The sequence below is a fragment of the Geodermatophilus sp. DF01-2 genome (assembly GCF_004571065.1).
Lineage (GTDB): Bacteria > Actinomycetota > Actinomycetes > Mycobacteriales > Geodermatophilaceae > Geodermatophilus.
In genome coordinates, this window is sequence record NZ_SPQN01000038.1 from 14,367 (window position 1) to 38,436 (window position 24,070).

Consider the following 24,070-nt stretch of genomic DNA (forward strand, 5'->3'; position numbering starts at 1 on the left):
CATGACCGATCTGCTCGAACCCCGGGCCATCGGCCGGGACCTCGTCCGGCGCGACGGCGTGGCCAAGGTGCGCGGCACCGCGACCTACGCCTACGAGACGCCGGTCGAGCGACCCGCCTACGCCCACCCCGTCCAGGCCACCGTCGCTCGGGGCCGGGTCACCGCCATGGACACCGCGACCGCCGAGGGGCTGGACGGGGTGCTCGCGGTCCTCACGCCGTCCACCGCCGAACGGCTGGCCTCCACGGAGGACCGCGAGTTCGCCGTCCTGCAGTCCGACGAGGTCGCCTTCCGCGGTCAGCTGATCGGCGCCGTGGTCGCCGAGACCTCCGAGCTGGCCCGCCAGGCCGCCGACTCGATCCGGGTCACCTACGCCGAGCAGTCGCACGACACCGAGCTGTCCGCCGACCGGGACGACCTGTACGCCCCCGGGAAGGTCAACGCCGGCCACGAGACGGACACCAGCGAGGGGGACGTCGCCGCGGCCATGGCCTCCGCCGACGTGACGATCGAGCAGACCTACACCACGGCGATGTACCACAACAACCCGCTGGAGCCGCACAGCACGACGGCGCTCTGGGACCCCGCGGGCGACGGGCACCTCACCCTGTGGGACTCGACCCAGGGCGTGCACCCCGACCGGGCTGCCGTGTGCGAGGTCTTCGGGCTGGCGCAGGAGCAGGTTCGGGTGATCTGCCCCTACGTCGGCGGGGGGTTCGGCTCGAAGGGGACCCCGCACGCGCACGTGATGCTCGCCGCGATGGCGGCGCGGGCGCTGCCGGGCCGCCCGGTCAAGCTGGCGCTGACCCGCCAGCAGATGTTCTTCCTGGCCGGCTACCGCACGCCCACGATCCAGCGGATGCAGCTGGCTGCCGACCGCGACGGCCGGCTGTCGGCGGTCGCGATCGACGTGGTCGTGCAGACGTCGCGGATCAAGGAGTTCGCGGAGCAGGCCGGCGTCCCGGCGCGGATGATGTACGCCGCACCCAACCGGCGCAGCACCCACCGGGTGGCCGCGCTCGACGTGCCGGTGCCCTCGTGGATGCGCGCGCCGGGGGAGTGCCCGGGCATGTTCGGCCCCGAGGTGGCGCTCGACGAGCTGGCCGAGGAACTGGGCATCGACCCGATCGAGCTGCGCATCCGCAACGAGCCCGAGGTCGACCCGGACACCGGGAAGCCGTGGTCGAGCCGGCACCTGGTGGAGTGCCTGCGCGAGGGCGCCGAGCGCTTCGGCTGGGCCGACCGCCCGCCAGCCCGGCACCGCGACGGGAACTGGCTGGTGGGCACCGGCGTAGCCGCCTCGGTCTACCCCACCATGCGGCAGGCCCGGTCGACCGCGAACCTGCGCTACGAGGACGGTCGCTACGTCGCCGAGATCGGCGCGGCCGACCTCGGCACCGGGGCGTGGACGGTGCTGCCCCAGATCACCGCCGACGCTCTCGGTGTCGACGTCGCCGACGTGGACGTGCGGATCGGGGACACCGAGTACCCGATCGCCTCGGTCGCCGGCGGGTCGTCGGGCACCAACACGTGGGGCTCGGCGCTGGTCGTGGCCGCCCGCGCGTTCCGGGAGAAGTTCGGCGGCTCGCCGTCCGACGGCGACGAGGTCGCCGGCGACGTCGACCAGGCCGCGCAGGACGAGGACCACGCGGCCTACGCGTTCGGTGCCCAGTTCGTCGAGGCCCGGGTGCACGCCGACACCGGTGAGATCCGGGTGCCGCGGCTGCTCGGCGTCTTCGCCGCCGGCCGGATCGTCAACCCCCGCACCGCCCGCTCGCAGTTCGTCGGTGGGATGACCATGGGGCTGTCCATGGCGCTGCACGAGAACAGCGTCTGGGACCCGCAGGTGGGCCAGGTGGCCAACCACGACCTCGCCGAGTACCACGTCACGGTCAACGCCGACGTCGGCGACGTGCAGGCCCACTGGCTCGACGAGCACGACCCCTTCGTCAACGCGATGGGGTCCAAGGGCATCGGCGAGATCGGGATCGTCGGCACGGCCGCGGCCGTCGTCAACGCCGTCCACCGGGCCACCGGCGTCCGGGTGCGGCACCTCCCGGTGACCCTCGACAAGCTGCTGCCCGGCCTGTGAGAGGACCCCGCCCCGGCCCACCCAGAGGCTCACCGCGAGCTTGCGAGCGGTGAGAAGGACGGGGTCCTTCCGGGGACCGACCCTCCTGCGTCACGACGTCGCGCCGCGCTCCTGCTCGGCGTGGGTGCCCAGCAGCCCGGCGGGCTCGCCCGTCGGACCCTCCTGGGGCAGCCCGGCGCGGAAGGGAGTCCGGCTTCTGCTCCCCGACCGGGAACGGCGGGAGCAGCGGCACGTCGGGATCGACCAGGACCTCGAGGACGACGGGCCGATCGGCTGCCAACGCCCGGCCCCACGTCGGGCCGAGCTCCGCGGGGTCGGTCACCCGGATGCCGGTGAGGCCCAGCAGGTCGGCGTACGGGCACGCCCACTGCTGCAGCCGTTCCACGACGACGTCCGCTGCGCTATCCGGCTCCCCGGGTGAACACCCCGCGACGCCGGGTAGGGGGACGAGGACCCCGAGGACGACGAGAGGACGCCGATGAGCCTCACCATGGGCAGCGGCCCGCTGGTCGGGACCCGCCGCGGTTCCTTCGATGACGGCACCCGCATCTCCGAGCACCCGCTGTACCTGGAGGAGCTGGACCGGCGGGTGCGCGGATACGTCGGCGGCCGGCTGGTGGTCGACGCCGCCGCCCCGCGGCTGCTGCACCAGGACGGGCAGCTGCCGCGCTGGTGGTTCGACCGGTCCGCGGTCGACGAGGACCTCCTCACGCCCACCGACCGCACCCGGGAGGACCCTGCCCTCGGCACGGTGCGGTCCTGGGACCTGCACGTGGGTGAGCGGACCGTCCAGGACGCGGCCGAGGACGTCCCCGACCCGGCGCCCGGGCTTCCGCCGCTGGCCGGCCTGGTGGCCGTCGGGTTCGACGCCCTCGACCGCTGGCTCGAGGAGGACGACGAGGTCATCGGCCACCCCCGGGACCCGTACCACCGGGTGGACACCCGGCGCTCGAGCGACACCGTGGTGGTCCGGGTCGGCCGGGAGGTCGTCGCCGAGTCCACCCGGCCGGTCAAGCTCTTCGAGACCGGACTGCCGGTGCGCTGGTACCTGCCGCCGGAGGACGTGCGGAGCGCGTTCCTCTCGCCCTCCCTGACCCGCACGATCTGCCCGTACAAGGGCATCGCGTCCTACTGGTCGCTGACGGTGGGGGACCGGGTCGTCCCGGACGGGGCGTGGACCTACGCCGACCCGCTCGGGGAGGCGCTGCAGGTCCGCGGCTTCCTGTCCTTCCTGGGCGAGGGCGTCGAGGTCGAGGTCCGGCGCGCGGCCTGACCGAGCCGGCCCGGGAGGGAAGAGGGGTGGAACCGGCCGTGCGTGACGTCGTGGTGGTCGGCGGTGGCCACAACGGGCTGGTCGCGGCCTGCGACCTGGCCCGTGCGGGCCTCGACGTCCTGGTGCTGGAGCAGGCCGGGACGTTGGGGGGCGGGACGCGGACCGACGAGCTGGTGCCCGGGTACCGGTTCGACCTGCACGCCGTCGCGCACAACCTGGTCCAGGCCACCGACCTGGTCGACGACCTGGGGCTGGCCGAGGTGGGCCTGGAGTACGTCGCGATGGATCCGTTCTCCGTGGCGGTGGGGGAGGACGGCGCGATCGTGCGGTTCTGCCGCGACGTCGACGCGACCGTGGCGTCGATCGCCGCCGTCGCGCCGGCCGACGCCGACCGCTACCGCGCCTGGATGCGGGACGCGATGCCGCTCGTGGACCTGTTCCGTGCGGGGCTCGACGGCCGGCCGCGGGCCCGGCAGCTGCCGGGGCTGGCGCGGTCCGCGGCGCAGGCCCTGCGCCGCAACGGGGGGCCGCTGGGGATCGCCGAGCTGCTGGCGTCACCGTACGGGCGGGTGCTGCGCGAGCGGCTGGCCACCGACCGGGTCCGCGGCCCGGTGGCGGCCTTCGCCGCGCACGCCTCGGCGTCCCCCGGAGCGCCGGGCAGCGCCCTGTTCGCGCTGTGGCAGGCCTTCTACCACCAGGTGGGGCAGTGGCATCCCGTCGGTGGCTCCCAGGCGCTCACCGATGCGCTGGCCCGGCGGCTGGCCCTCCTCGGCGGCGAGGCGCGGACCGGTGCTCGGGTGGTGCGGATCGCCCGGGGCGACCGGGTGTCCGGCGTCGAGCTGGCCGACGGGACCTGGGTGGCCGCCCGGTGCGTGGTGACCGCGGTCGACCCCCGGCCGGCCCTGCTCGAGCTGCTCGACCCGCCCCTGGACGGGCCGGTCGGGGATCGGCTGCGTGCGGCCCACCGCGGGAACGCCGTCCAGCTGCTGGTGCTGCTCGCCGTCGACCGGCTGCCGGCCTACCCCGGTGCCCGGCCGGGCGACCACGCCGGGCTGCAGTCCTTCGTGGACGCCCTCGGCCCACTGGGCGACGGTTTCGCCCAGGCCGAGGCCGGCCGGCTGCCGGACGACCCGGTGCCGACCTACCTGTTCACCCCCAGCGCCCTGGACCCGAGGCTGGCCCCGCCCGGGCGGCACACCGTCTACCTGGCCTGCCCCTGCGCACCGGCCCGGCTGCGCGGCGGCTGGTCGGCCGCGCGCGAGGCTTTCGCCGACCGGATGGTGGACACCGTCGAGCGGCGCGCGCCGGGGTTCCGGGCCTCGATCGTCGACCGGGTGGTCCGGACGCCGGAGGACATGGCCGCCGAGCTGTCCTGGCCCGGGGCCCACCCCATGCACCTGGACGTGAGCCTGGACCAGCTCGGCCCGCTGCGGCCGACCCGCGCCCTCGCCGGGCACCGCACCCCGGTTGCCGGACTGTTCGTCACCGGGGCGGGGACGGCGCCCGTGGGCGGGGTCTCGGGAGCGCCGGGCCGGGCCGCCGCCCGTGCGGTGCTGCGCTCCTGGGGCCGCTGACGGCGGTTGCCGGTCGTTGGCGGGCGCCGGTCCGGGGTGCGCTCACGGCGGCCCGCGAACCGCGGTCCTCACTCTGTCGTCCGGCCTCTTGCACGCGGTAGGGCGTCCGGGGCACCGACAGGGGGCGGTCACGACTGGACGACGATGGCTGCCGCTCATCGGCGGAGCGACGACTCGACCGACGCCCGCGGGCTGCAGGAAGGCAGGCAAGTGGTGAAGAGATCGGCACTCGTCCTGGCGGTCGCGGCGATGAGCGCCGCTTGTGACGGCGGCACCGCCGCGACCGGGTTCGCCTCGGAAGTCGGGGTGCTGGGCTGCGCGAATCTCGTGGCATGGGGAACTGTCGCGGCGACTGAATCCGTTCCCACCGGTTTCGGAGTGACCTTCGACGTGGACGAATGGGTGCACCCGGCGGCGGGCGAGACCCCTGTCGTCTTCCTCGCCGACCATCCCGACCGGCAGGTCGGCGCGCCCGAGTGGCCGGAGGCCGAGCGGATGCTCGTCGTCGTCTCGGGCCCCGCACCCGCGACGTACTACACCGTGGACCACGGGGCGGAGGCAGTAGCGCAGTGGCGGGAGGCTGGCTCACCACGCCACTCCGATGAGGAGTGCGCCCGCGCATAGGCCCACCGGGAGGGCTCGGTCAGGGGGGCGGAGGAGGGACGTCCTCAGGCCAGCTGGTCGGTGAGGTCGGTCAGGGCCGGGACCGTGTGCGTCGGTGGGTGGCGTGGCGTGGCGTGGTCGGGGTACGGGACGAAGAGCGTCCGCAGGACCGCCGAGGCGACCTCGGCGAACGGCCGCTGTGCCCCCGCGGCAGCGAGGCCGAAGCCGTCACGCGGCACCGAGGCGAACCACAGCTGCGCCATGTGCTCCGGTGCCCCGACGTCGGCGAACCGCTTCGCCATCGGCCCCATGTCGGACGGCGTCTGGTTGACGTCGAAGACGATGACGGAGGGTCGGTCGACCACGGCCTCTTCTCTGCGTACGTGTCGCCGGATGCCGGCGTGGGACGGACGGGCGGCTCGCGGGATGCCCGGTCGCGTCCTGCCCCGACCGCAGCCGGCCGCCCCCGCGTTCCGCGAACGACGTCCGGGAGGCCGGAGCGGGGGGTCACCCGCCGCCGGTGCTGGAGGACACGAGGACGAGCACCCGCGGCAGCGTCTTGGCGTAGGCGTCGAGGACGCTGGCCACGCCCGGCCGGACGTCGGCGAGCCCCGCGCGGTCCAGCGCGGCGGGGGTGGCGGCGACCTGCCACGGGACCTGCCGCGCGGCCTCGAACGCCCGGCGCTGCACCTCGTCGGCGGCGGGGCGGCTGCCGCCCACCTGGGGTCGCAGCGCCGACCACGCGGTCTCCAGGAGCCCCTGCCCGGCCAGCGCCCGCCAGATGCTGTTGACCATGGGCGTCTCCAGGGCGGCCCGGATCTCGCCGTAGAGCTGCGGGGCGGGCGCGTCCCACTGCGACGGCGCGGGCTGCCGTGGCTCGACGACGCGCGGCTCGGGTGCGCGGCCCGGCGCGGGCGGCCGGTCCAGCTCGTCGTCCAGGGCCAGCAGCAGCCCCGCCGTCAGCAGCAACATCCGACTCAACGGCTCGGTGAACCGCGCGAGTGCCTCCCGGACCGGCTGATCGGCCGGCGGTGTCACGGCGTCGCCGACCGAGGAGGACAGCTGCTGTGCCAGCGACCGGAACGTCTCGTCCGGCAGGACGGCGGCGGCCTGCTCGTGGGCGAGGACCAGGTAGCCGGGGGAGAGCGCCAGGGACTTGAACAGGCTGGGGACGAACGGCATCCGGTCCAGCAGCTGCGCGTACACCGCGGCGACGACACCCGTCGCCTCGCCCTCCTCGACCATGGGATAGGCGGCGAACCCGTTGCCGAGGTCACTGCCCACGGTCGCTCCCACCGTCCGGACCGGGGGTCAGCAGCTCGTCGACGGCGGCCGCGATGACGTCGGGATGGTCCTCGGGGGTGAAGTGCCTGCCTCCGGGGATCCGCCGCAGGGTGGTCCCGAGGTCGCGGGCGAGACGTTCGCCGTACCCGACCTTCTGGAACCCGTCGGCCTCGCCCCACACGACCCGGGCGGGCAGGCCGAGGGAGGGCAGCCGGTCGCTGATGGCGAGGGTGTCCTCGACCCGCAGGGAACTCACCTGTCGCATGAGGCTCCGGGCGGCGCCGTGGGCGACATAGGGCTGCCAGTGCACGCCGATGGACTCCAGCGCCCGCCGACGGTCGTCGTGGCCGCGGTGGATCAGCTGGACGAAGGACGGGTAGAGCGCGGTCTCGGGCAGGTATCGCAGGGCCGGGGCGGCGGCCCGCATCGCCTTGACGCTGGGGATCGGCCAGGAGTCGTAGCAGACCGCGTTGGTCAGCACGATGCCCGAGAACCGGTCCGGCTGCCGGGTCGCGGCGATCTGGGCCACCCCGCCGCCGAGGTCGTGCCCGACCAGGACGGGGGCCTCGATGCCGAGGGCATCCAGCCAGCGCAGCAGCCGCTCGGCCTGCGCGGTCAGCCCGAGGTCGCGGTGCTCACCGTCGGGGATCGAGTTGCCGTAACCGGTCATCTCCAATGCCAGGCAGCGGCCGCGGACCAGCGGGAGGACGTGGCGCCAGAGCCGGGGCGAGGTGGGGACGCCGTGCAGGAGGACGACGGGTGCACCCTCGCCCTGCTCCAGCCAGTGGAACGACTCACCGCCGAGGACCTGCCGCTCCTCGCGGGGCGTGGCGGTCGGGTTCATCCGATCTCCTCCTGGGTTCCGGGAACGGTGCGGCCTGCCCCTCGGCCGGCCGTCGTCAGCGTGGCCGGGTGCGGTGGGCCCGGGACGGGCCGGTGGCCTCCCGCCGTCCACGGACCCGGCTGTGCCCGGCCGCAACCCGGCCGAACCCCCAGGACCGGGGTTCGCCACGGGCGGCGGGTCACCCAGCGGCCGAGCGGGCGAGGGCTTCACGGACCTCGTCGTCGGTGGTGGCGCGGAAGTCCTCGTAGCCCTGGCCGACCGCGGAGAAGGAGTCCGGCGCCCAGAGGCAGACGACGTCGTCCACCTCCGCCGCGAGCCGGTCGCAGGCCCTGGGCGAGGCCACCGGTACGGCCACGGCGAGCCGGCCGGGTCCCTGCCGGCGGACCGCCGCGACGGCGGCCCGCATGGTCGAGCCGGTGGCCAGGCCGTCGTCGACCACGACCACCGGCCGGCCGGTCAGCGGCGTGGCCGGGCGCCCCTGCCGGTAGGCGGTCTCCCGGCGGCGCAGCTCCGCGATCTCCCGCTCGCGGGCGCGGTCGAAGGCATCCTCGTCCACCTGCACGTGACCGAGGACCCACTCCTCGCGAACGGTCTCGACGTCCTGGTCGACGGCGGCGATGGCGCCCATGGCCAGCTCGGGCTGCCAGGGCACGCCGACCTTGCGGACGACGACGACGTCGAGGGCGCCCCGCAGGACGCGCGCGACCTCCGCGGCGACCACCACCCCTCCTCGGGGGAGGCCGAGCACCACGAGGTCCGGGTCGGCGTGCCCGGCCAGGCGGACGGCGAGGGCGCGGCCGGCCTCCGTCCGGTCGGTGAACGGCTTGGTCGTCGGAGACATGGGCAGGTCCTCCTCGGGGCGGCGGCAGGCTCCTCCGGCACGGTCGTCCCCCACCGGTACCCGACAGGGGACGTCGACACGGAAGGGACCGATGCGGGCGTATCGCCGTCGCCGGAGCGGGTACGGCCGGGAGGAGCGGGCCGCGAGCTCGTGCGGCCCGGTGCCTGCTCGTCGAGGAGGAGATGCGGATGCGCGTGGAAGACCTGTCCGGCGACGACGCTACGGTGTACCGGGCCGTCGCCGAGCTGGAGGGAGCGGACGACGCACCGCGCCTGCAGGACGTCGCCCGCCGGGCCGGCCTGGACCTGGACCCGGCCCGCGCGGCCGTCCACCGGCTGCTGAGCAGCGAACCGAGCCTCCTGCACGAGGTACCGGACACCAGCGGCACCGACCTCGGCCCCGCCTACGAGCTCGCCCCGCGGACCTGACGCCACCGAGGACACGGGGGGAGGGCCGGGACATGGCCGATGTGGACACGCAGGTACGGGAACTCGCCCGGCCGTTGCGGGATCCCGCAGACCTGGATCCCCTGCTGGACCGGATCAGGGACGCGCGGGTCGTGCTGCTCGGCGAGGCCTCGCACGGCACGCACGAGTACTACGCGTGGCGTGACGTGCTCACCCGCCGGCTGATCAGCGAGCGCGGTTTCTCCTTCGTCGGCGTGGAGGGGGACTGGCCCGACTGCTACCGGGTCAACTGCTCGGTCGCGCTGGCCACCTCGTCGGAGTCAGGGGCCGCCGAGGACCCGCGCGAGGTGCTGCGCGGCTACGCGCGGTGGCCGACGTGGATGTGGGCCAACGAGGAGGTCGCCGACTTCACCCGCTGGTTGCGCGGTCACAACGCGCAGCGCCCGCCCGGCGACCGGGTGGGGTTCTACGGGTTGGACGTCTACAGCCTGTGGGACTCGCTGCGGGCGATCCTCGGCTACCTGCGCGAGCACGAGCCCGAGCACGTCGAGACCGCGTTGGCGGCCTTCCGGTGCTTCGAGCCCTACGCCGAGGACCCGCAGGCCTACGCCCGGGCCACCCGGCTGGTGCCCACCGGTTGCGAGGACGCCGTCGTCGCCATGCTGCGCGACCTCCGCGGCCGGGTGGGCGACGAGGGGGCACCGGACCGGGACGCGGCCTTCGACGCCGAGCAGAACGCCCGCGTCGCCGCCGGGGCGGAGGCCTACTACCGGGCGATGGTGCGCGGGGGGCCGGAGTCCTGGAACGTCCGCGACCACCACATGGCCGACACCCTCGACCGGCTCCTGGCCCACCACGGGGACGGCGCCAAGGCGGTCGTCTGGGAGCACAACACGCACGTCGGCGACGCGCGGTACACCGACATGGCCGGCAGGGGACTGGTCAACGTCGGGCAGCTGGTGCGGGAGCGGTACGGCGAGGACGACGTCGTGATCGTGGGCTTCGGCAGCCACCACGGCAGCGTGATCGCCGGGGACAGCTGGGGGGCGCCCATGCAGCGGATGCCGCTGCCTCCGGCCCGCGACGGCAGCACCGAGGCCCTGCTGCACGACGCCGTGCCGCAGGCGAGCGCGCTGTTCGTCTTCCCGTCGCAGCTGCCGCGGTGGCTGAGCGAGGAGCGGGCGCACCGCGCCGTCGGGGTCGTCTACCACCCCGGCGCCGAACGGTGGGGCAACTACGTGCCCACCGTCCTCGGCCGCCGCTACGACGCCTTCTGCTGGTTCGACGAGACCCGTGCCCTGACGCCGCTGCACGACGTCCACCCCTCGGGAGCGGAGATGGAGACCTACCCCGATGCCGACTGACCGACCGACCGCCCCCTCCCGGCGCACCGTCGAGGTCCCCACGTCCCGGGCGGCACTCGCCGGTGACCTCGCGGTCCCGGCGACGGCCCGCGGCGTGGTGCTCTTCGCCCACGGCAGCGGCAGCAGCCGGCACAGCCCGCGCAACCAGCAGGTCGCCACCGCCCTGCAGCAGGCCGGCTACGGCACGCTGCTGATGGACCTGCTGACCGAGGCCGAGGAGGAGGTCGACGCCCGGACCCGGGAGCTGCGCTTCGACATCGGGCTGCTCGCCGGGCGGCTCACCGACGCCGCCGACTGGCTCGGCCGGACCGACGGGACCGCCGGGCTGCCGCTGGCCACCTTCGGTGCGAGCACCGGCGCGGCCGCGGCGCTGATCACCGCCGCGGACCGGCCGGACGCCGTCCGTGCGGTGGTCTCCCGCGGCGGCCGGCCCGACCTGGCCGGCGAGGCGCTGGGACGGGTCCGGGCCCCCACGCTGCTGCTCGTGGGCGGTGCCGACGAACAGGTGCTGGAGCTCAACCGGGACGCCGCCGCCCGCCTCGCCGCGGAGCACGACGTCGCCGTCGTACCGGGTGCGACCCACCTGTTCCCCGAACCGGGAGCGCTCGAGCAGGTCGTCGAGCGGACCGCCGGCTGGCTGGACCGGTGGCTGCCGTCCCCACCGACCTGACCCGCGCGGTCAGGACTCGGGCCGCCGTCGCGAGGCGGTCAGTGCCGCGTCGACGTCGTCGAGCACGGACAGGGGCAGGGGCTCGTCCGGCAGGGGCCAGTGCGGCCGGTCCCGTCGCAGGGCGGGGCCGTATCGGGCGAAGGCCGGGAAGTCGACGGGGAAGCGGTGCGCGTCGACGCCGAGCAGGCGGGCCTGGCCGAGCACGTCCCGCCAGTCGCCGGGGCGGGCCAGGCCGATGGAGTCGACGCCGTGGGAGAACAGCAGCAGCGCAGTGTCCTGGTAGGGGCCGGTGGAGCCGAGCCAGCCGCGGGCACGGTCCAGGGACGGCCGGACCGGGAAGAGGGTCCAGTAGGGGACCCGGGCGCTGCGCAGTGCGGCGATCGGGTCGTGCAGGACGAAGGACTCCACGAGCAACCGGTCGGTGGGCAGGCCGCGCCCGGCGTACCAGCGGCGGTACAGGTCGGCGACCGGGCCGCTGAGCTCGTCGGGCTCGTCGAGGACCAGTTCGCGGACCGGGTGCCCGTGGGCGGCGGCCCAGCGGTGGACGTCGTCGGCCAGTTGCGAGGCCAGTCCCCACTCGGCCTCGGCGGTCTCGGTGTTCGGCGCCGGTGGGTCCCACCGGTCGCGGGTGACCCCGTGACGGTGGAGGAACGCGCTGACCCGGGGACCGCCGCGGAGGTACTCGTCGGCGGTGGCCCCGCCCCGCGCGCCGAACTGGAAGACCTGCCGGTCGGCCACGCGGGTCACCGGCCAGCTGCTGCGGTCCCGGACGACGAGAACGGTGCCCCCGGGGGCGAGGTGGTCGGTGAGGAAGCGCTCGTAGGCCGCGCCGAGGGCCAGGCGCTTGAGACGCAGGTAGGTCATCCAGCGGACCATGAGGCGGTCCTGGTTGGGGTCGTGCATGTGGTGCACCGACACCTGCGGGTTGGCGGCCAGCAGCGGTGCGGCGACCTGCGCGCCGAACTCCAGCGCCCGGTGCGCGTCGTCGGGATCGGCGCGGGCGTGCCGGACGGTGACCAGCAGCGTCTGCGGCAGCCACGGGATGCCGAGGGCGGTGTACAGGTGCACGGCGGCGCCGTTGGAGGAGCCGATCGCCACGGCCGGGTAGCGACGCTGCGGGTAGTGCGACACGACCCAGCCGGCCACCTCCTCGACGTCGAGGTCGCCGAGCCGGCCGGTCGGCACGCCGCCGGCACCGCCGGCGAGGCTGTAGACCGTCCGGCGCGCGGAGCCGGGCAGCAGCGCCGTGGCGCGCACCGCAGCCGCGGGCAACCGGCCGCGGCCCAGGTGCGGGAAGTCCCGGCCCTGCAGGGCCGCGGCGGTGGAGCGCAGCATCGCCGAGGCCGAGTCGAAGGCGGCCACCGCCCGCGCCGGCCGCAGCCCGCTCACGGCTCCTCGCCGGCGGTCCTCGGCCCCGCGTCCGTGGACGCCGTGCTCGTGCGTGACCTCGCGAGCTCGGTCACGCCAGCTCACCCGCGAGGTCCCGGATCGGTCCCGACCACGCATGCGGGTCGGCCCACGGGAAGGTGTGCGCCCCGGGCATCGACGCGAAGCGGCCGTCCCGGGCCTGCTCGGCCAGCGAGCGGGCCCACCGCTCGGTGCACACCCGGTCCTGGTCCCCGTGCAGCACCAGCACCGGCACGCCCAGCCGCGGGACGGCGTCCTCGAGGCGGTCGGCCAGGTGGATGTTGACCGTGTGCACCAGCCGGCGGGTGCCAGCCCGCTTCCACTCCGGCATGTGGGACTCGTTCAGACCCGGCGGTTCCCGGCGACCGTCGCGCCGCCAGGCGATGAGCAGTCGCACCCATCCGCGGAACCGGGGGTCGATCGTGGGGCTGGCCAGTACCACCGCTCGGACCGCCGGGGGATGGCGTGCCGCCGCACGGGCGGCGACCTGGGTTCCGCTGGAGTGGCCCATCAGCACCACCCGACCGAGACCGGTGGCGTCGAGCCAGGCGGCCACCGCGTCGCCGTACTCGACGACGTCGAGCGGGTGCGGCGGTTCGCCGCTGCCGGCGAAGCCCGGCAGCTCCAGCAGGTGGGCGCGGGTCCACTGTCCCAGCGCGGTCAGTCCGGGGAGGAGGTAGTCCGCCACCGCCATCCCCTGGACGAGCACGACCTCGGGGAGGCCGTTCCGCGGCGACCCCACCGCGCGGCTGCGCATCCGCCCGAAGGGGGTGTCCCGGTGGGTCGTCACGGGTTCCGCGGACACCGGGCACCCCCTTCGGACGCCGAGCCGTCAGCTGGTGGCGTCAGCCGCGGAGCCGGCCGGCGAGCAGCTGCTTGCCCTGCTCGGCCCCCTTGCGGCTCTCCGCCTGGGCCCGGCGGAACAGGTCGGCCAGCTCGTTGTCGCCGTCCCGCTCGGCGTCCTGGACGTAGGTCTCCAGGCGCAGGGCGTTGCTGAGGCAGGCCTCGGTGAACCAGATGAGGTTGTAGTCCTTGTCCTTGGTGCCGGTGACGTCGCCGGTCTCGCTGCCGCTGGTCATGACGTTCCTCCTGGTCGAGAATCGCGGACACCTGGGCCGTCCCGGTGCCTCGTGGCCGCGGGTGGACGTGTTCTGGCACCGGCAGGGACAGTCCAGTCCACACCGGCTGTTGTCGCCACTCGAGGCGGGGCCGTCCAGGCTGGACCAAGGCCGCTACCGGTGGCGGGGCGACGTCAGGCGGCCCGTCGGACCCCGCAGGTCGCCAGGCGGGCCACGGCCGTGCGGCAGAACCGTTCCTCCAGCTCCAGCCCGATGGACCGGCGGCCGGCCCGACGGGCTGCGACGAGCGTGGAACCGGTGCCGACGAAGGGATCCAGCAGCAGGCCACCGGGCGGACAGGCCAGCCGGACCAGGGCGGCCATCACCGGGACGGGTTTGGGCACCGGGTGCCCGAACCGGCGTCGGAGCTCCGGCGTCCGTTCCAGCACCCGTGCCGCCGCGGCGAGCCGCCCGGCCGGGGGAACCCAACCGGGCGGCGCCGCGAGCAGCACGGTTTCCCGGCACCCGGGTTCCCGGTGCCAGCACAGCCGGCCGGCGACCCGGAGACCGCTCCCGCCCAGGAGCCGGTCGGTCCGCGCCGCGTTGTGCGTGCCGATGCAGACGGCGACGGCGCCGCGGCTGACGCGGGCGCACTCCCGCAGGATCCCGGCCAGCCAGCGGACGTAGTCGTCGTCGGCCATCCGGTCCGTGGTGGTCCCGTACGGCCGGCCGAGGTTCCACGGCGGGTCGGTGACGACGGCGTCGACGCACCCCGATGGCAGGGCGGGCAGCAGCTGCGCGGCGTCGGCACGGACCACCAGTGCCCCCGGACCGGTCAGGACCGTGCCGCCCGCAGCGCGTACGCGAGGTCGGCGGCCTGCCGGCCGACCCGGGCGTCGTGGACCCGCACGACGACACCTCCGGACAGCGACCCGAGCGCACACGCCGCCGCGGTCGCGAGATCCAGCGGCGCGTCGCCGAGGCCGAGGGCGCGCCGCAGGAAGATCTTGTGCGAGACGGCGAGCAGGACGGGCAGGCCGAGACGTGCGACGTCGTCCAGGTGGGCGAGCAGCCGGAGCGACTGCTGCCAGGACTTGCCCAGGTCGATCCCGGGGTCGACGACGACGTGCTCCCGGTCGATCCCCGCCTCCTCCGCCGCCTGCGTCAGCTCCGTGAGCCGGCCGCACACCTCGCCCAGCAGGTCGGCGTAGACGGGATCGGGATCCGGCACCCCGGGGGGACGACGGATGTGCGTGGCCACGACCGCCGCGCCCGCCGCGGCCGCCGTCGGCAGGTACGCGGGATCGCCGAATCCGCTCATGTCGTTGCCGAGCACCGCGCCCTCGGCGAACGCGGCCTCGGCCACGCCGGCGCGCGTGGTGTCCACGGCCAGGGGGACGTCGAACCGGGACCGGAGCTCGGCCAGCGTCTCGGCGGCCAGGTCGCGCTCCTCGTCCGGAGGAACCTCGGCGACGCCCACCCCTCCGGGCCGCGCGCCCACCTCCAACACGTCGGCGCCGTCGGCGACCAGTTGCTCGGCGCGGGCCAGCAGCCGGTCGAGGCGGTAGTGGGCGCCGTGGTCGGAGAAGGAGTCCCGGGTCCGGTTCAGGATGCCGACGACCAGCGCCCGCTGCGCGACGTCGAACCGGCGGGTGCCCAGCTGCAGGAACATGCACCCGGCCTACCGGATGCGGCGCCGGCGCGCTTCCCGGGAGCAGTCCTCACCCGGTCGGTCACCCCGCCCGTCAGGCCGCGTCGGCCGCACGTCGCGCCAGGTCCTCGTAGACGCCCGGGTCGTCGGCGTCCACCACCGGGTAGCCGGCGTCGGCCCAGTGCAGCGAGGTGCCGGGGTTGTGCACGTCCGAGCCGTCGGCCAGGAAGAAGTGCGGGCTGCCCTGCACCTCGTCGGCGTGCGCCCGGTAGTCGGCCATCATGGCGCTCCGGGCCCGGCCCTCCTCGAGCGCGGCGGACAGCGCATCGGCGTCGACGAGGTCGCAGCCGCGGGCCACGTCGACCACCTCGTGCAGCATGCTGATGCACCGGCTGTCGCGGAAGAACGCCAGCCGCAGGGCCATGTCCAGCTGCTCGGCGGCCGCGGCCGACTGCTCCTTGGCCGCGTGCACGGCCTCGTCGGCGAGCAGTGCCGTCACCGGCCAGTCCGACGGCTGCCCCTGCCACGGGGCGATGCCGAGGTCGGGCTCGAGACGGCCGACCACCGGGATCTCGGCCTGCAGCATCCGCATCGGGATGGCGAACCGGTTGACGTCCTCCAGGAGGTACAGCCGGTGGTCGACACGCACCCGGTCGTCGAGATCCAGCCGGGACCGGGCCGCGTAGAAGCGCTGCAACGCGACGGTCGACCACGCGCAGACCACGTCGGTGTACACGGCCACGGTCCCGGGGGCGACGTCGACTGCCATGCGTCCTCCCTTACCCGTCGGCCCGCCGGGCGCACTCCTCGGCTCAGCTCTTGTTGCCGGGCTCGTTGCGACGGGTCTCGAAGGTCTTGTGCCCGTTGGGGCACGGCGGGATCTCGTGGCCCTGCTGGACGTGCACCTTCTCGCTGCAGTGGGCGCAGTAGAAGTCGCCGGTCTTCCGGGCCTTCTCACCTGCGTGGGCGGCCATGGTCGTCTCCTCGTCGGTCAGCGCAGGCCGAGGCCGCCACCCTGCGCGCGGCTGTCCGGGTCGATGCCGAGTTCGCGGAGCAGGTCGGCGTCCCGGACGGTGTCGACCTCGGCGTCGAGCACCTCCTCGGCCCGCCGTGCCTCCTCCCTGCGCCCGCCGGCGTGCAACGCCTGGACCACGTGACTGCGGTCGATGCGCACGGTGTCCTCCTCGGGTCCGTCAGGTGGTCCGGCGCCGCGCGCCCGCGACCCGGTCCTGCTGGGGGGCGCGGCTGGCCTGGCTGATCCCCGGCGGGGCAGGGGTGCGGGCCTGGGCGCCCGGCTCGGCGTGTGGGGCGGGGTCCAGCCGCAGGGACCGGACCACCTCGTCCCCGTTGCGGTAGTCGACCGGGGGGACCGCCCGAATGGCGCGCAGGACCTCGGGAGAGGCCCCCCGTCGTTCGGCGGCGGCCAGCAGCGCCTCCTTGTCCGCCGGGTAGTCGACGTCGGTCAGGGATCGCATCACGTCGTCTGCAGTCACCGCATCGGCCACGGTGGTGTCCTCTCGCCCGTCGGTCCGTGCGTCGGCTCCGCGCGGATCCGGCCCCTACCCGGCCGGCCGGCCGGATACGCAGCCCGTTCCCCGCGGCAGATCACTCCCCGAAGGCGGCACAGGCCACCAGGGAACCCGTGGGCGGGGTCAGCTGGTCCGCCCCGGGGAGGTCACCGGGGGCGTCGCCGGACACGCCCCCCACGGGCTCCCCGACCACCACGGCCGTGCCGTTGCCCGCGATCAGCTCCTCCAGCAGGGCGGCCGGGGCCACCAGGGTGGTCAGCTCACCGACGCCCGTGTCCAGGACCAGGACCGGCGGCAGGACGGTGAGGAGCTCGCCGACCGAGGAGAACGCCGAGTCGTCCGCCGGCGGGCCCTCCGTACCGCACTCCCCGACGTCGTAGAGCCCCATCGTGTGAAACCCGGACGCCAGGCCGTTGACCTCGACCTGGACCTCGACGCCCTGGTCTCCGTCGCGGAGCCAGGCCGCACCGACCACGGTGCCCTCGGGGTCGACCAGCTCGGTGGTCACCTCCACCGGCTCCAGGACCGGCTCCTCGGGCCCCTCCTCCAGCGGACCCTCCCCCTCCCCGGGGTCGGGCACGATCGGCGCCTCCTCCTCGGCGAGCACCGCGGCCAGTTCGGTGCGCAGGATCTCGCTGTCGTCGGCCGCGCAGGAGGTCAGGGCGAACAGGACGGCGGCTGCCGGCAGCAGCGTGCGGCGCATGGCGGAGGCTCTCCTCGGAAGACGGACGGGAACGGCGGCATACCCCGGAAGGGGCGGTCCCGGCGCGGGGCCGGCAAGGTGACACGGAGTCGTAACGTCCCCCGTGCCGACGGACGCTCAGGACGACGGGTCCAGCACGACCTTCGTCCATCCCGCCTCGCGCCGGTCGAAGGTCTCGTACGCGTCGAGCGCCGAAGGCATGTCCCCGACCTGGGTGAGCACCGTGGAGGGGTCGACCGCGCCGGTGCGCACCAGGTCGAGCAGGTGCGGGATGTAGCGGCGGTGGTTGCAGTTGCCCATCTTCACGGTCAGGTTCTTGTTCATCGCCGCGCCGATGGGGAAGCTCGTCGCCTGGGGTGGGTACACGCCGATGATGCCGATGCTGCCGGCCTTGGCCACGGCCTGCACCGCCCACTGCAGCGACTGGCTCGGTGCGTCCCCCGGCACGTACGTGTCTCCGTGCGGGTTCTGCTCAGGAGCCACCTGCGAGCGCTCCTGCTCGAACTGCCCGGCCTGCTGCTGCGCGGCCTCGGCCGCCGGCCCGGTCTTCGGCCGCTGGGCGTCGATGCCCACGGCGTCGATGACCCGGTCGACGCCGATGCCGCCGGTCAGCTCCCGGACGACGGCGACCGGGTCCTCGGCGTCGAAGTCGATCGCCTCCGCGCCGCGCGCCCGCGCCTGGTCCAGCCGGGTGCCGACGCCGTCCACCACGAGGACGCGGCCGGCGCCCTGCTGGAAGGCGCTGGTGACGGCGAACTGACCGACCGGCCCGGCGCCGAGCACCAGAACGGTGTCGCCCTTGCCGACCTCGGCCAGGCGGGCGCCGAACCACGCGGTGGGGTAGATGTCCGACAGCATGATCGCCGCATCGTCGCCGACCTCCTCGGGCAGCCACACCGGGCCGACGTTGGCGAAGGGGACCCGGGCGTACCGGGCCTGCAGGCCGTCGACCGGGCCGGTGGTCTGCGGCCCGCCGAAGAAGCAGGTGCCCGCCTCGGGGCCGTTGGGGTTGGCCCGGTCGCACTGCGCGTAGTAGCCGGCGCGGCAGTAGGAGCAGGTGCCGCAGCCGATGGTCGAGGGGATGACCACCCGGTCACCGGAACGCAGGTTGCGCACGCCCGGACCGGTCTCGCGGACGACGCCGACCGACTCGTGGCCGAGAATCGTGCCCTCGACCATCCCCGACATGGTGCCGCGCACGAAGTGCAGGTCGGTGCCGCAGATGGCACTCGCGGTGATCTCCACGATCGCGTCGGTCGGGTCCTGGATGGTGGGGTCGGGGACGTCGTCGAGCCGGATGTCACCGACGCCGTGCCACACGACTGCCTTCACGGTGCCTCCTCGGATCGGTCGGGAGGTCGTGCCCTACCCGGCGGTCCCGGCCCGAACCCGGCGGTCGTGGAGTGGGCCGGCTCCCGGGCTGGGTAGCTGGCTGCGGGACGACAGGGAGGACGCCGGCCGTGGACGACCCCCGGAGCGCGGCGGCGCCGCGCCGGCAGGAGCTGGGCACGAGCGCCGGGCGCGCAGTGGGTGGAGCCCTGCTGTTCGCCCTGCCGCTGCTCATGACGATGGAGGTCTGGCGCGCCGGGCTGTCCATCCCGCGGTACCGGCTGGCGCTGCTGGTGCTGGCCACCGTCGTCCTGGTGGTGCTGCTGTGCCGGTTCTTCGGCGCCGGGTCGGAAGGGACCCGCCGGCGGGACTGGCTGGCCGACGCCGGGGTCGCCCTCGCCATGGCGGCGGCCGTCGCGGCGGGAACCATGACCCTCTTCGGCCTCGTGACGCCCTGGGTCGACTGGCAGGGGGCGCTGTCCCTCGTGGCCATCGAGGCGCTGCCCGCCGCGGTCGGTGCCTCGTACGCGCGCAGCCAGCTGGGCGCGGGCAGCCGGCGCCCGATGTCCTCGACGTACCGCCACGAGGTCTTCCTGATGGCCGCGGGCGCGGTCGTCTTCGCCGCCAACATCGCCCCCACGGAAGAGGTCGTCCTGATCGCGGCGACGGCCGGGCCGGTCCGGGCGGCTCTGCTGATCGTGCTCAGCCTGGCGCTGATGCACGGGTTCGTGTACCGGGTCGGCTTCAAGGGGCAGGAGCGGCTCGAGGGCGGGCCGGTCCGGGCCTTCCTGCTGCTGACCACGGTCGGCTACGCGGTGGCGCTGGCCGTGTCGGCCTACCTGCTGTGGACGTTCGGCCGGTTCGACGGGGTGGACGCCGGCGTCGCCCTGACCCAGGCCGTGGTGCTGGCGATGCCGGCCAGCGTGGGCGCGGCCGCCGCGCGGTTGATCCTGTGAACGGGTGGGACGGGCGGGGAAGGGATGACGTGGACGGGACGGACGACACGGGAACAGGGGCCGAACCGCCGATGCGCACGACTTCCGGCGAGTACCTGCTGGGCGTCGTCGGTGGCGTCCTCGTCGTGGCCGTGCTGGCGTTCCTCCTCTACGACGCCCTCGCGGCCCGGCAGGGGGGTCCGCGGCTGTCCGTCGAGGTGACCGCAGTGACCCCGGCCCCGGAGGGGTTCTCGGTGGGGTACGAGCTCCGCAACGAGGGTGGGGAGACCGCCGAGCAGGTCGAGGTGTCCGCCGAGCTGACCCGGGCCGGCAGCCCGGTGGAGCAGGCCGGCGCGACCGCCGACTACGTCGCGCCGGGCAGCCGCCGGCAGGGTGCGCTGCTGTTCACCGAGGACCCCCGCAGCGGCGAGCTGCAGGTCACGGTGTCCGGGTACGTGCTGCCGTGAGCTGCGGCTGCGGGGTTGCCGGGCGGCCGGCCGGGGCAGGAGCGGCGGCGTGACGATCCGTATCGGAGTGGTGGGAGCCGGCTTCATCGCCGGCCGACACGTCGACGTACTCAGCGGCCTGGACGCCGTCGAGGTGGCCGGGGTCGCCGACCCGCGGACCGACCGGGCCGAGGTGCTCGCCGGCCGGGCGGGGGCCGCGGCCTACGCGCACTGGCAGGACCTGCTCGACGGGGAGCGGCTCGACGCGCTCTGGGTCTGCGTGCCGCCGCACGCCCACGGGGAGGTGGAGGAGGCGGCGGTCGACCGCGGGCTGCCGCTGTTCGTGGAGAAGCCGCTGGCCACCGATCTCGCGACCGCCGAGCGGCTGGCCGGCCGGATCGACGCCGCGGGCCTGCCCACCGCCGTCGGCTACCACTGGCGCTACCTGGACACCCTCGAGCTGGCCCGCGAGCTGCTGGCCGGGGCGCCGGCGCGGATGGTGCTGGGCGCGTGGCTGGACCGGGCACCCCGCGTGGACTGGTGGGCCCGCCAGGTGGGCTCCGGCGGGCAGACCGTCGAGCAGGCCACCCACCTGTTCGACGTCGCCCGCGTTCTGGTGGGGGAGGTCGAGAGTGGCTGGGCGGCCGGCTCCCGCTCGCCGGACGGGCCCGGCGACATCCTGGACGTGTGCACCGCCGCGCTGCGGTTCGCCTCCGGCGCCGTCGGGACCTTCTCCAGCAGCTGCCTGCTGCCGCGGGGCCTGCGGATCGGGGTGGAGCTGGTCGCGCCCGGTCTGGGCATCTGGCTCACCGAGCACCAGCTGACGGTCACCGACATCGACGGCGAGCGGACGATCGACCGGGAGGTCGACCCGTTCGAGGCGGAGGACCGCGCGTTCCTCGCCGCCGTCCGCGGCGAGGAGGACGACGTCCGAGCGCCGTACGGAGAGGCGCTGCGGACGCACCGCCTGGCGGTCGCCGTCGCGAACGCCGCCGCCGACGGCGGGACGGTGCAGCTGTGAGCCGGCCGGTCCGCACCATCGGCGTCGTCGCGCCGGGGCAGCCGGAGATCCTGGACGACGTCGAGCCGGAGCCGGGTCCCGGGCAGGCGTGGGTGCGCACCGAGTGGAGCGGGGTGAGCGCCGGGACGGAGGTGGCGATCGTCCGCGGCACCGATCCGCACCACCAGCTGCACTGGGATCCCGACACGCGGTCGTTCGACGGTGACGGCCCCACGGCGGGTTATCCGGTCCGCGGACTGGGCTACATGGAGGTCGGCCGGGTCACCGAGAGCCGCACCCCGGACCTGGCCGAGGGCCAGCGGGTCGCCATGGCCTACGGGCACCGCACCGGCTTCTGCGCCGACCCGTCGGCGAAGCCGGTGATCCCGGTGCCCGACGACCTCGACCCGCTGCTCGGCGTCTACCTGGCCCAGATGGGACCGATCTGCGTCAACGGGCTGCTGCACGCGGCGGCTCTCCTCGCCGGGCCGGGCGCGGGCGTCGACGCGGGCGTCCGCGACCGGCACGTGCTGGTCACCGGCGCGGGGGTCATCGGGCTGCTGTCGGCGCTGCTCGCCGTGCAGCACGGCGCGGCGGACGTCGTGGTGGCCGAGCCCTCCGCCGAGCGGCGTGCGGTCGCCGAGGCGCTGGGGCTGGCGACGCTGGGGGACTCTGCCGATCCGGCCGAACCCACCCACCCGGCCTGGCGCGCGGTCAAGGAGCGCTGGCGGCACGGGGCGGGGGACGCCGGTGCCGACGTCGTCCTGCAGTGCCGGGGGCACGACGCCGCGCTGGCCACCGGGCTGAAGGCGCTGCGCCCGCAGGGGACCGTGGTCGACCTCGGCTTCTACCAGGCCGGGGCCGAGGCGGTGCGGCTCGGCGAGGAGTTCCACCACAACGGCCTGTCGGTGGTCTGCGCGCAGATCAGCCGGGTGCCGCGCGGCATGGCCGGCGCATGGCCGCGCGCCGCGCTGGCCGAGGTCACCCTCGACCTGCTGCGCGAGCGCGGGGACGACGTCCGCCGGCACCTGGTCACCGACGTCCTGCCGTTCGACGAGGGGCCGCGGCTGCTGGCCGACCTCGCCGGCCGCCGGCTGGCCGCCCCACCGCTGCAGGCCGTGCTCGGCTTCGGGTGACCCGTGCGGGTCCTGCTGGTCGGCAACCACTGGACGCCGGGGCCCGGCGGCGCGGAGACGATGCTGGTCCTCACCGCGGACCTGCTGCGCGCCGCCGGGCACGAGGTGGTGCCGTTCGCCGTCGCCGAGGAGCGCACGCTGCCGACGCCGGTCCGCGACGCGCTGCCGGTGGCGGCGGGCGCGGGTGCGCGGACCCGGTTCGGGGAGGCGTGGGCCGGCACCTGGTCGCCACGGACGTACCGGGCGCTGGCGCGGGTGGTCGACGAGGTGCGCCCGGACGTCGCGCACGTGCACCACGTCTTCGAGCGGCTGACCGTGTCGGTGCTCGACGCGCTGCAGCGCCGGGGCGTGCCGACGGTGATGACGCTGCACGACTACAAGCCGGTCTGCCCCAACTTCCGGCTGTTCACCGACGGCGCCCCGTGCACCCGGTGCCTGTCCGGGCGGTACGTGAACGTCGTCCGGCACCGCTGCCTGGAGGGCTCGCGGTGGCGGTCGGTCGCCGCGGCGGCCGACGCCTACGCCTCCCGGGGCCGCGGCGTCTACGACCGGGTCGACCGCTTCCTCGCGCCGAGTGCGTTCCTCCGGGACCGGGTGGTGGACGGCGGCCTGCCCGCCGATCGGGTGGAGGTGCTGCCCAACCCGGTCGTCGCGGGGTCCCCTCGGGAGGCGCGGGCCGAGCCGCCCGTCGTCCTGTACGGCTCCCGGCTGGTGGCGGAGAAGGGCGTGCACACCCTGCTGGACGCCGCCGCCCGGCTGCCGTCCGGGGTGCGGGTGCGGTTGGCCGGCTCCGGGCGGCTGGAGCGGGCGGTGCGTTCCCGGGTTGTCGTCGAGGGGTTGCCGGTCGACGTCCTGGGGGCGCTGTCGCCGGAGCGGGTCGCCGCCGAGCTGAGCGCCGCGGCCGCCGCCGTCCTGCCCGCGCTGTGGTGGGAGAACTGCCCGATGGCCGTGCTGGAGGCCGCAGCAGCCGGCGTCCCGGTGGTCGCCTCGGCGGTGGGCGGGATCCCCGAGCTGGTCGACGACGGCCGGACGGGTCTCCTGGTCCCCCCGGGGGACGCCGCTGCCCTGGCCGGCGCACTGATCCGGCTGGTCGAGCGGCCCGACGAGGCCGACCGCATGGGCCGGGCGGGGTGGGAGCGCGTCCGCGCCCGGCACGCCCCGGCGGCCCACGTCGCCGCACTGCAGGAGGTGTATCGGCTCGTCGCGGCGTGAGCCGTCGCGGGCGGTCTTGTCCCGGAGGTGCGGCGGCGGGATTCTCTCGGCATCGCCGCGGACGCCGGGGGACCGGGCTCCCGCGGTGGCTCCGGAGGAGGGGCCGTCATGGGCTGGGCGATCGTCAGCGTCGTCGGCTTCGGACTGGCGACGGCGGTGGTCATCGGGTTGGCGCGGGGCAACACCGCGCGCTGGGAGCACGACCACCGGGCGGCCCGGGCGGTGGTCCGGGCGCGGGAGGAGGCGTCCCTCCGGGTCCGGGCGGCGGCCCTGATGGCGCAGCGGGTGCCGCCCGACGGCCGGCGGCTGCCGAACCCGCACCTGGTGCACCGGCCGCTCCACCTGCCGCCGCGCGTCGTCGACCGGCTGGCGCACGCGCGCGGGGTCCTGCACCGGCCGCGTCTGCACCTGCATCTGCCCCACGTCCATCTGCCCCACGTCGGCCGGCACCGGTCCCGGCCGGACCCGCCGTCGGCGGGCGACGTCGACGAGCCGCCTACCGACGCCACGCCCTGACAGCGGCGGCTGCCGGCTGGAACGGCCTTCCAGGGTTCGGCCGTGCCCAGCTCTGAAATGGGGCTCCCCGTAGTAACTCCCTGAGCGGTTGAAGACCCAGGACATCCCCCTGGTGGGGTGAACGGGCTTGGTGTCCCAACCCCAACCAGGAGGATGTCGTGTCGAACCGTAGCTCTCGTCGGCTGTCTCGTGGAGA

The 24,070-nt window shown here is 75.3% G+C and carries 28 protein-coding genes; 13 read left to right on the forward strand and 15 right to left on the reverse strand.

Features of this window, described 5'->3' with window-relative positions:
• Window position 1 precedes the first annotated feature (1 nt).
• The 4 genes from E4P41_RS11610 (at window position 2) to E4P41_RS11625 (ending at window position 5,563) form a co-directional block, all read left to right on the forward strand.
• Window positions 2-2,092: a xanthine dehydrogenase family protein molybdopterin-binding subunit gene (locus E4P41_RS11610; RefSeq protein ID WP_135141412.1), complete on the forward strand. Its 2,091-nt coding sequence runs from the start codon at window positions 2-4 to the stop codon at window positions 2,090-2,092.
• A 478-nt stretch (window positions 2,093-2,570) separates the two neighbouring features.
• Window positions 2,571-3,365 (forward strand): DUF427 domain-containing protein, encoded by a 795-nt coding sequence (locus E4P41_RS11615; protein WP_135141413.1) that lies wholly within the window; start codon window positions 2,571-2,573, stop codon window positions 3,363-3,365.
• Between the two features lie 38 nt (window positions 3,366-3,403).
• Window positions 3,404-4,939, forward strand: coding sequence for an NAD(P)/FAD-dependent oxidoreductase (locus E4P41_RS11620; RefSeq protein ID WP_135141414.1), 1,536 nt, complete (start codon window positions 3,404-3,406; stop codon window positions 4,937-4,939).
• A gap of 213 nt (window positions 4,940-5,152) precedes the next feature.
• Entirely contained in the window at window positions 5,153-5,563 is a 411-nt protein-coding gene (locus tag E4P41_RS11625) for a hypothetical protein (RefSeq protein ID WP_167761045.1), read from the forward strand.
• Between the two features lie 44 nt (window positions 5,564-5,607).
• On the opposite strand, the gene E4P41_RS11630 is transcribed toward E4P41_RS11625, so the two are convergent.
• The 4 genes from E4P41_RS11630 to E4P41_RS11645 form a co-directional block, all read right to left on the reverse strand.
• Window positions 5,608-5,907 carry a hypothetical protein gene (locus E4P41_RS11630; protein WP_135141416.1) on the reverse strand — a complete coding sequence of 100 codons (300 nt, stop codon included), beginning with the start codon at window positions 5,905-5,907 and terminating at the stop codon, window positions 5,608-5,610.
• Between the two features lie 142 nt (window positions 5,908-6,049).
• Complete coding sequence (locus E4P41_RS11635) at window positions 6,050-6,826, reverse strand: hypothetical protein (protein ID WP_135141417.1); 777 nt, start codon at window positions 6,824-6,826, stop codon at window positions 6,050-6,052.
• Window positions 6,816-7,670, reverse strand: coding sequence for an alpha/beta fold hydrolase (locus tag E4P41_RS11640; protein WP_135141418.1), 855 nt, complete (start codon window positions 7,668-7,670; stop codon window positions 6,816-6,818). The genes E4P41_RS11635 and E4P41_RS11640 overlap by 11 nt, the downstream gene beginning before the upstream one ends.
• 178 nt (window positions 7,671-7,848) lie before the next feature.
• Entirely contained in the window at window positions 7,849-8,511 is a 663-nt protein-coding gene (locus tag E4P41_RS11645) for a phosphoribosyltransferase family protein (protein WP_135141419.1), read from the reverse strand.
• Window positions 8,512-8,699: 188 nt separating this feature from the next.
• On the opposite strand from E4P41_RS11645, the gene E4P41_RS11650 reads away from it, so the two are divergent.
• From E4P41_RS11650 to E4P41_RS11660, 3 genes are read left to right on the forward strand one after another with little or no spacing between them, the layout of a single operon-like run.
• Window positions 8,700-8,939, forward strand: a complete 240-nt coding sequence (locus tag E4P41_RS11650) for a hypothetical protein (protein WP_135141420.1) — start codon at window positions 8,700-8,702, stop codon at window positions 8,937-8,939.
• A gap of 32 nt (window positions 8,940-8,971) precedes the next feature.
• The gene (locus E4P41_RS11655; protein WP_135141421.1) at window positions 8,972-10,282 is read left to right on the forward strand and encodes an erythromycin esterase family protein; all 1,311 of its coding nucleotides are present in this window, start codon (window positions 8,972-8,974) and stop codon (window positions 10,280-10,282) included.
• Entirely contained in the window at window positions 10,272-10,952 is a 681-nt protein-coding gene (locus tag E4P41_RS11660; protein WP_135141422.1) for an alpha/beta hydrolase, read from the forward strand. The genes E4P41_RS11655 and E4P41_RS11660 overlap by 11 nt, the downstream gene beginning before the upstream one ends.
• 9 nt (window positions 10,953-10,961) lie before the next feature.
• On the opposite strand, the gene E4P41_RS11665 is transcribed toward E4P41_RS11660, so the two are convergent.
• The 11 genes from E4P41_RS11665 to E4P41_RS11715 form a co-directional block, all read right to left on the reverse strand.
• Window positions 10,962-12,341, reverse strand: a complete 1,380-nt coding sequence (locus E4P41_RS11665; protein ID WP_245177283.1) for a hypothetical protein — start codon at window positions 12,339-12,341, stop codon at window positions 10,962-10,964.
• A 70-nt stretch (window positions 12,342-12,411) separates the two neighbouring features.
• Complete coding sequence (locus E4P41_RS11670) at window positions 12,412-13,164, reverse strand: alpha/beta hydrolase (RefSeq protein ID WP_245177284.1); 753 nt, start codon at window positions 13,162-13,164, stop codon at window positions 12,412-12,414.
• A gap of 40 nt (window positions 13,165-13,204) precedes the next feature.
• Window positions 13,205-13,438, reverse strand: coding sequence for a hypothetical protein (locus E4P41_RS11675; protein ID WP_135141423.1), 234 nt, complete (start codon window positions 13,436-13,438; stop codon window positions 13,205-13,207).
• 173 nt (window positions 13,439-13,611) lie between these two features.
• Window positions 13,612-14,235 carry a site-specific DNA-methyltransferase gene (locus E4P41_RS11680; protein WP_135141424.1) on the reverse strand — a complete coding sequence of 208 codons (624 nt, stop codon included), beginning with the start codon at window positions 14,233-14,235 and terminating at the stop codon, window positions 13,612-13,614.
• Between the two features lie 17 nt (window positions 14,236-14,252).
• A complete protein-coding gene (gene folP / locus E4P41_RS11685) occupies window positions 14,253-15,089 on the reverse strand; it encodes a dihydropteroate synthase (protein ID WP_135141425.1) in 837 nt (278 codons plus the stop codon).
• 73 nt (window positions 15,090-15,162) lie between these two features.
• Complete coding sequence (locus E4P41_RS11690; RefSeq protein WP_135141426.1) at window positions 15,163-15,837, reverse strand: DsbA family protein; 675 nt, start codon at window positions 15,835-15,837, stop codon at window positions 15,163-15,165.
• Between the two features lie 43 nt (window positions 15,838-15,880).
• Complete coding sequence (locus E4P41_RS11695) at window positions 15,881-16,042, reverse strand: alpha helical protein (protein ID WP_135141427.1); 162 nt, start codon at window positions 16,040-16,042, stop codon at window positions 15,881-15,883.
• Window positions 16,043-16,059: 17 nt separating this feature from the next.
• The gene (locus E4P41_RS11700) at window positions 16,060-16,242 is read right to left on the reverse strand and encodes a hypothetical protein (RefSeq protein WP_135141428.1); all 183 of its coding nucleotides are present in this window, start codon (window positions 16,240-16,242) and stop codon (window positions 16,060-16,062) included.
• 19 nt (window positions 16,243-16,261) lie between these two features.
• On the reverse strand, window positions 16,262-16,561 hold the full coding sequence (locus E4P41_RS11705) for a DUF2795 domain-containing protein (protein ID WP_209307671.1): 300 nt from the start codon (window positions 16,559-16,561) through the stop codon (window positions 16,262-16,264).
• A gap of 112 nt (window positions 16,562-16,673) precedes the next feature.
• Window positions 16,674-17,300 carry a hypothetical protein gene (locus E4P41_RS11710; protein WP_135141429.1) on the reverse strand — a complete coding sequence of 209 codons (627 nt, stop codon included), beginning with the start codon at window positions 17,298-17,300 and terminating at the stop codon, window positions 16,674-16,676.
• 117 nt (window positions 17,301-17,417) lie between these two features.
• Complete coding sequence (locus E4P41_RS11715) at window positions 17,418-18,632, reverse strand: zinc-dependent alcohol dehydrogenase (protein WP_135141430.1); 1,215 nt, start codon at window positions 18,630-18,632, stop codon at window positions 17,418-17,420.
• 128 nt (window positions 18,633-18,760) lie between these two features.
• Here E4P41_RS11715 and E4P41_RS11720 point away from each other — a divergent pair, with 128 nt between their 5' ends.
• The 6 genes from E4P41_RS11720 to E4P41_RS11745 all read left to right on the forward strand — a co-directional run bounded on the left by E4P41_RS11720 (window position 18,761) and on the right by E4P41_RS11745 (window position 23,874).
• Window positions 18,761-19,585, forward strand: a complete 825-nt coding sequence (locus E4P41_RS11720; protein ID WP_167761046.1) for a TIGR02587 family membrane protein — start codon at window positions 18,761-18,763, stop codon at window positions 19,583-19,585.
• A 71-nt stretch (window positions 19,586-19,656) separates the two neighbouring features.
• Window positions 19,657-20,031 carry a TIGR02588 family protein gene (locus E4P41_RS11725; protein ID WP_135141432.1) on the forward strand — a complete coding sequence of 125 codons (375 nt, stop codon included), beginning with the start codon at window positions 19,657-19,659 and terminating at the stop codon, window positions 20,029-20,031.
• A gap of 49 nt (window positions 20,032-20,080) precedes the next feature.
• Entirely contained in the window at window positions 20,081-21,031 is a 951-nt protein-coding gene (locus tag E4P41_RS11730) for a Gfo/Idh/MocA family oxidoreductase (protein ID WP_135141433.1), read from the forward strand.
• Window positions 21,028-22,146 carry a zinc-binding dehydrogenase gene (locus tag E4P41_RS11735; protein WP_135141434.1) on the forward strand — a complete coding sequence of 373 codons (1,119 nt, stop codon included), beginning with the start codon at window positions 21,028-21,030 and terminating at the stop codon, window positions 22,144-22,146. Before E4P41_RS11730 ends, E4P41_RS11735 begins: the two co-directional genes overlap by 4 nt.
• Before the next feature lie 3 nt (window positions 22,147-22,149).
• Window positions 22,150-23,358 (forward strand): glycosyltransferase, encoded by a 1,209-nt coding sequence (locus E4P41_RS11740; RefSeq protein WP_135141435.1) that lies wholly within the window; start codon window positions 22,150-22,152, stop codon window positions 23,356-23,358.
• A gap of 108 nt (window positions 23,359-23,466) precedes the next feature.
• Complete coding sequence (locus E4P41_RS11745; protein WP_135141436.1) at window positions 23,467-23,874, forward strand: hypothetical protein; 408 nt, start codon at window positions 23,467-23,469, stop codon at window positions 23,872-23,874.
• Window positions 23,875-24,070: the final 196 nt, after the last annotated feature.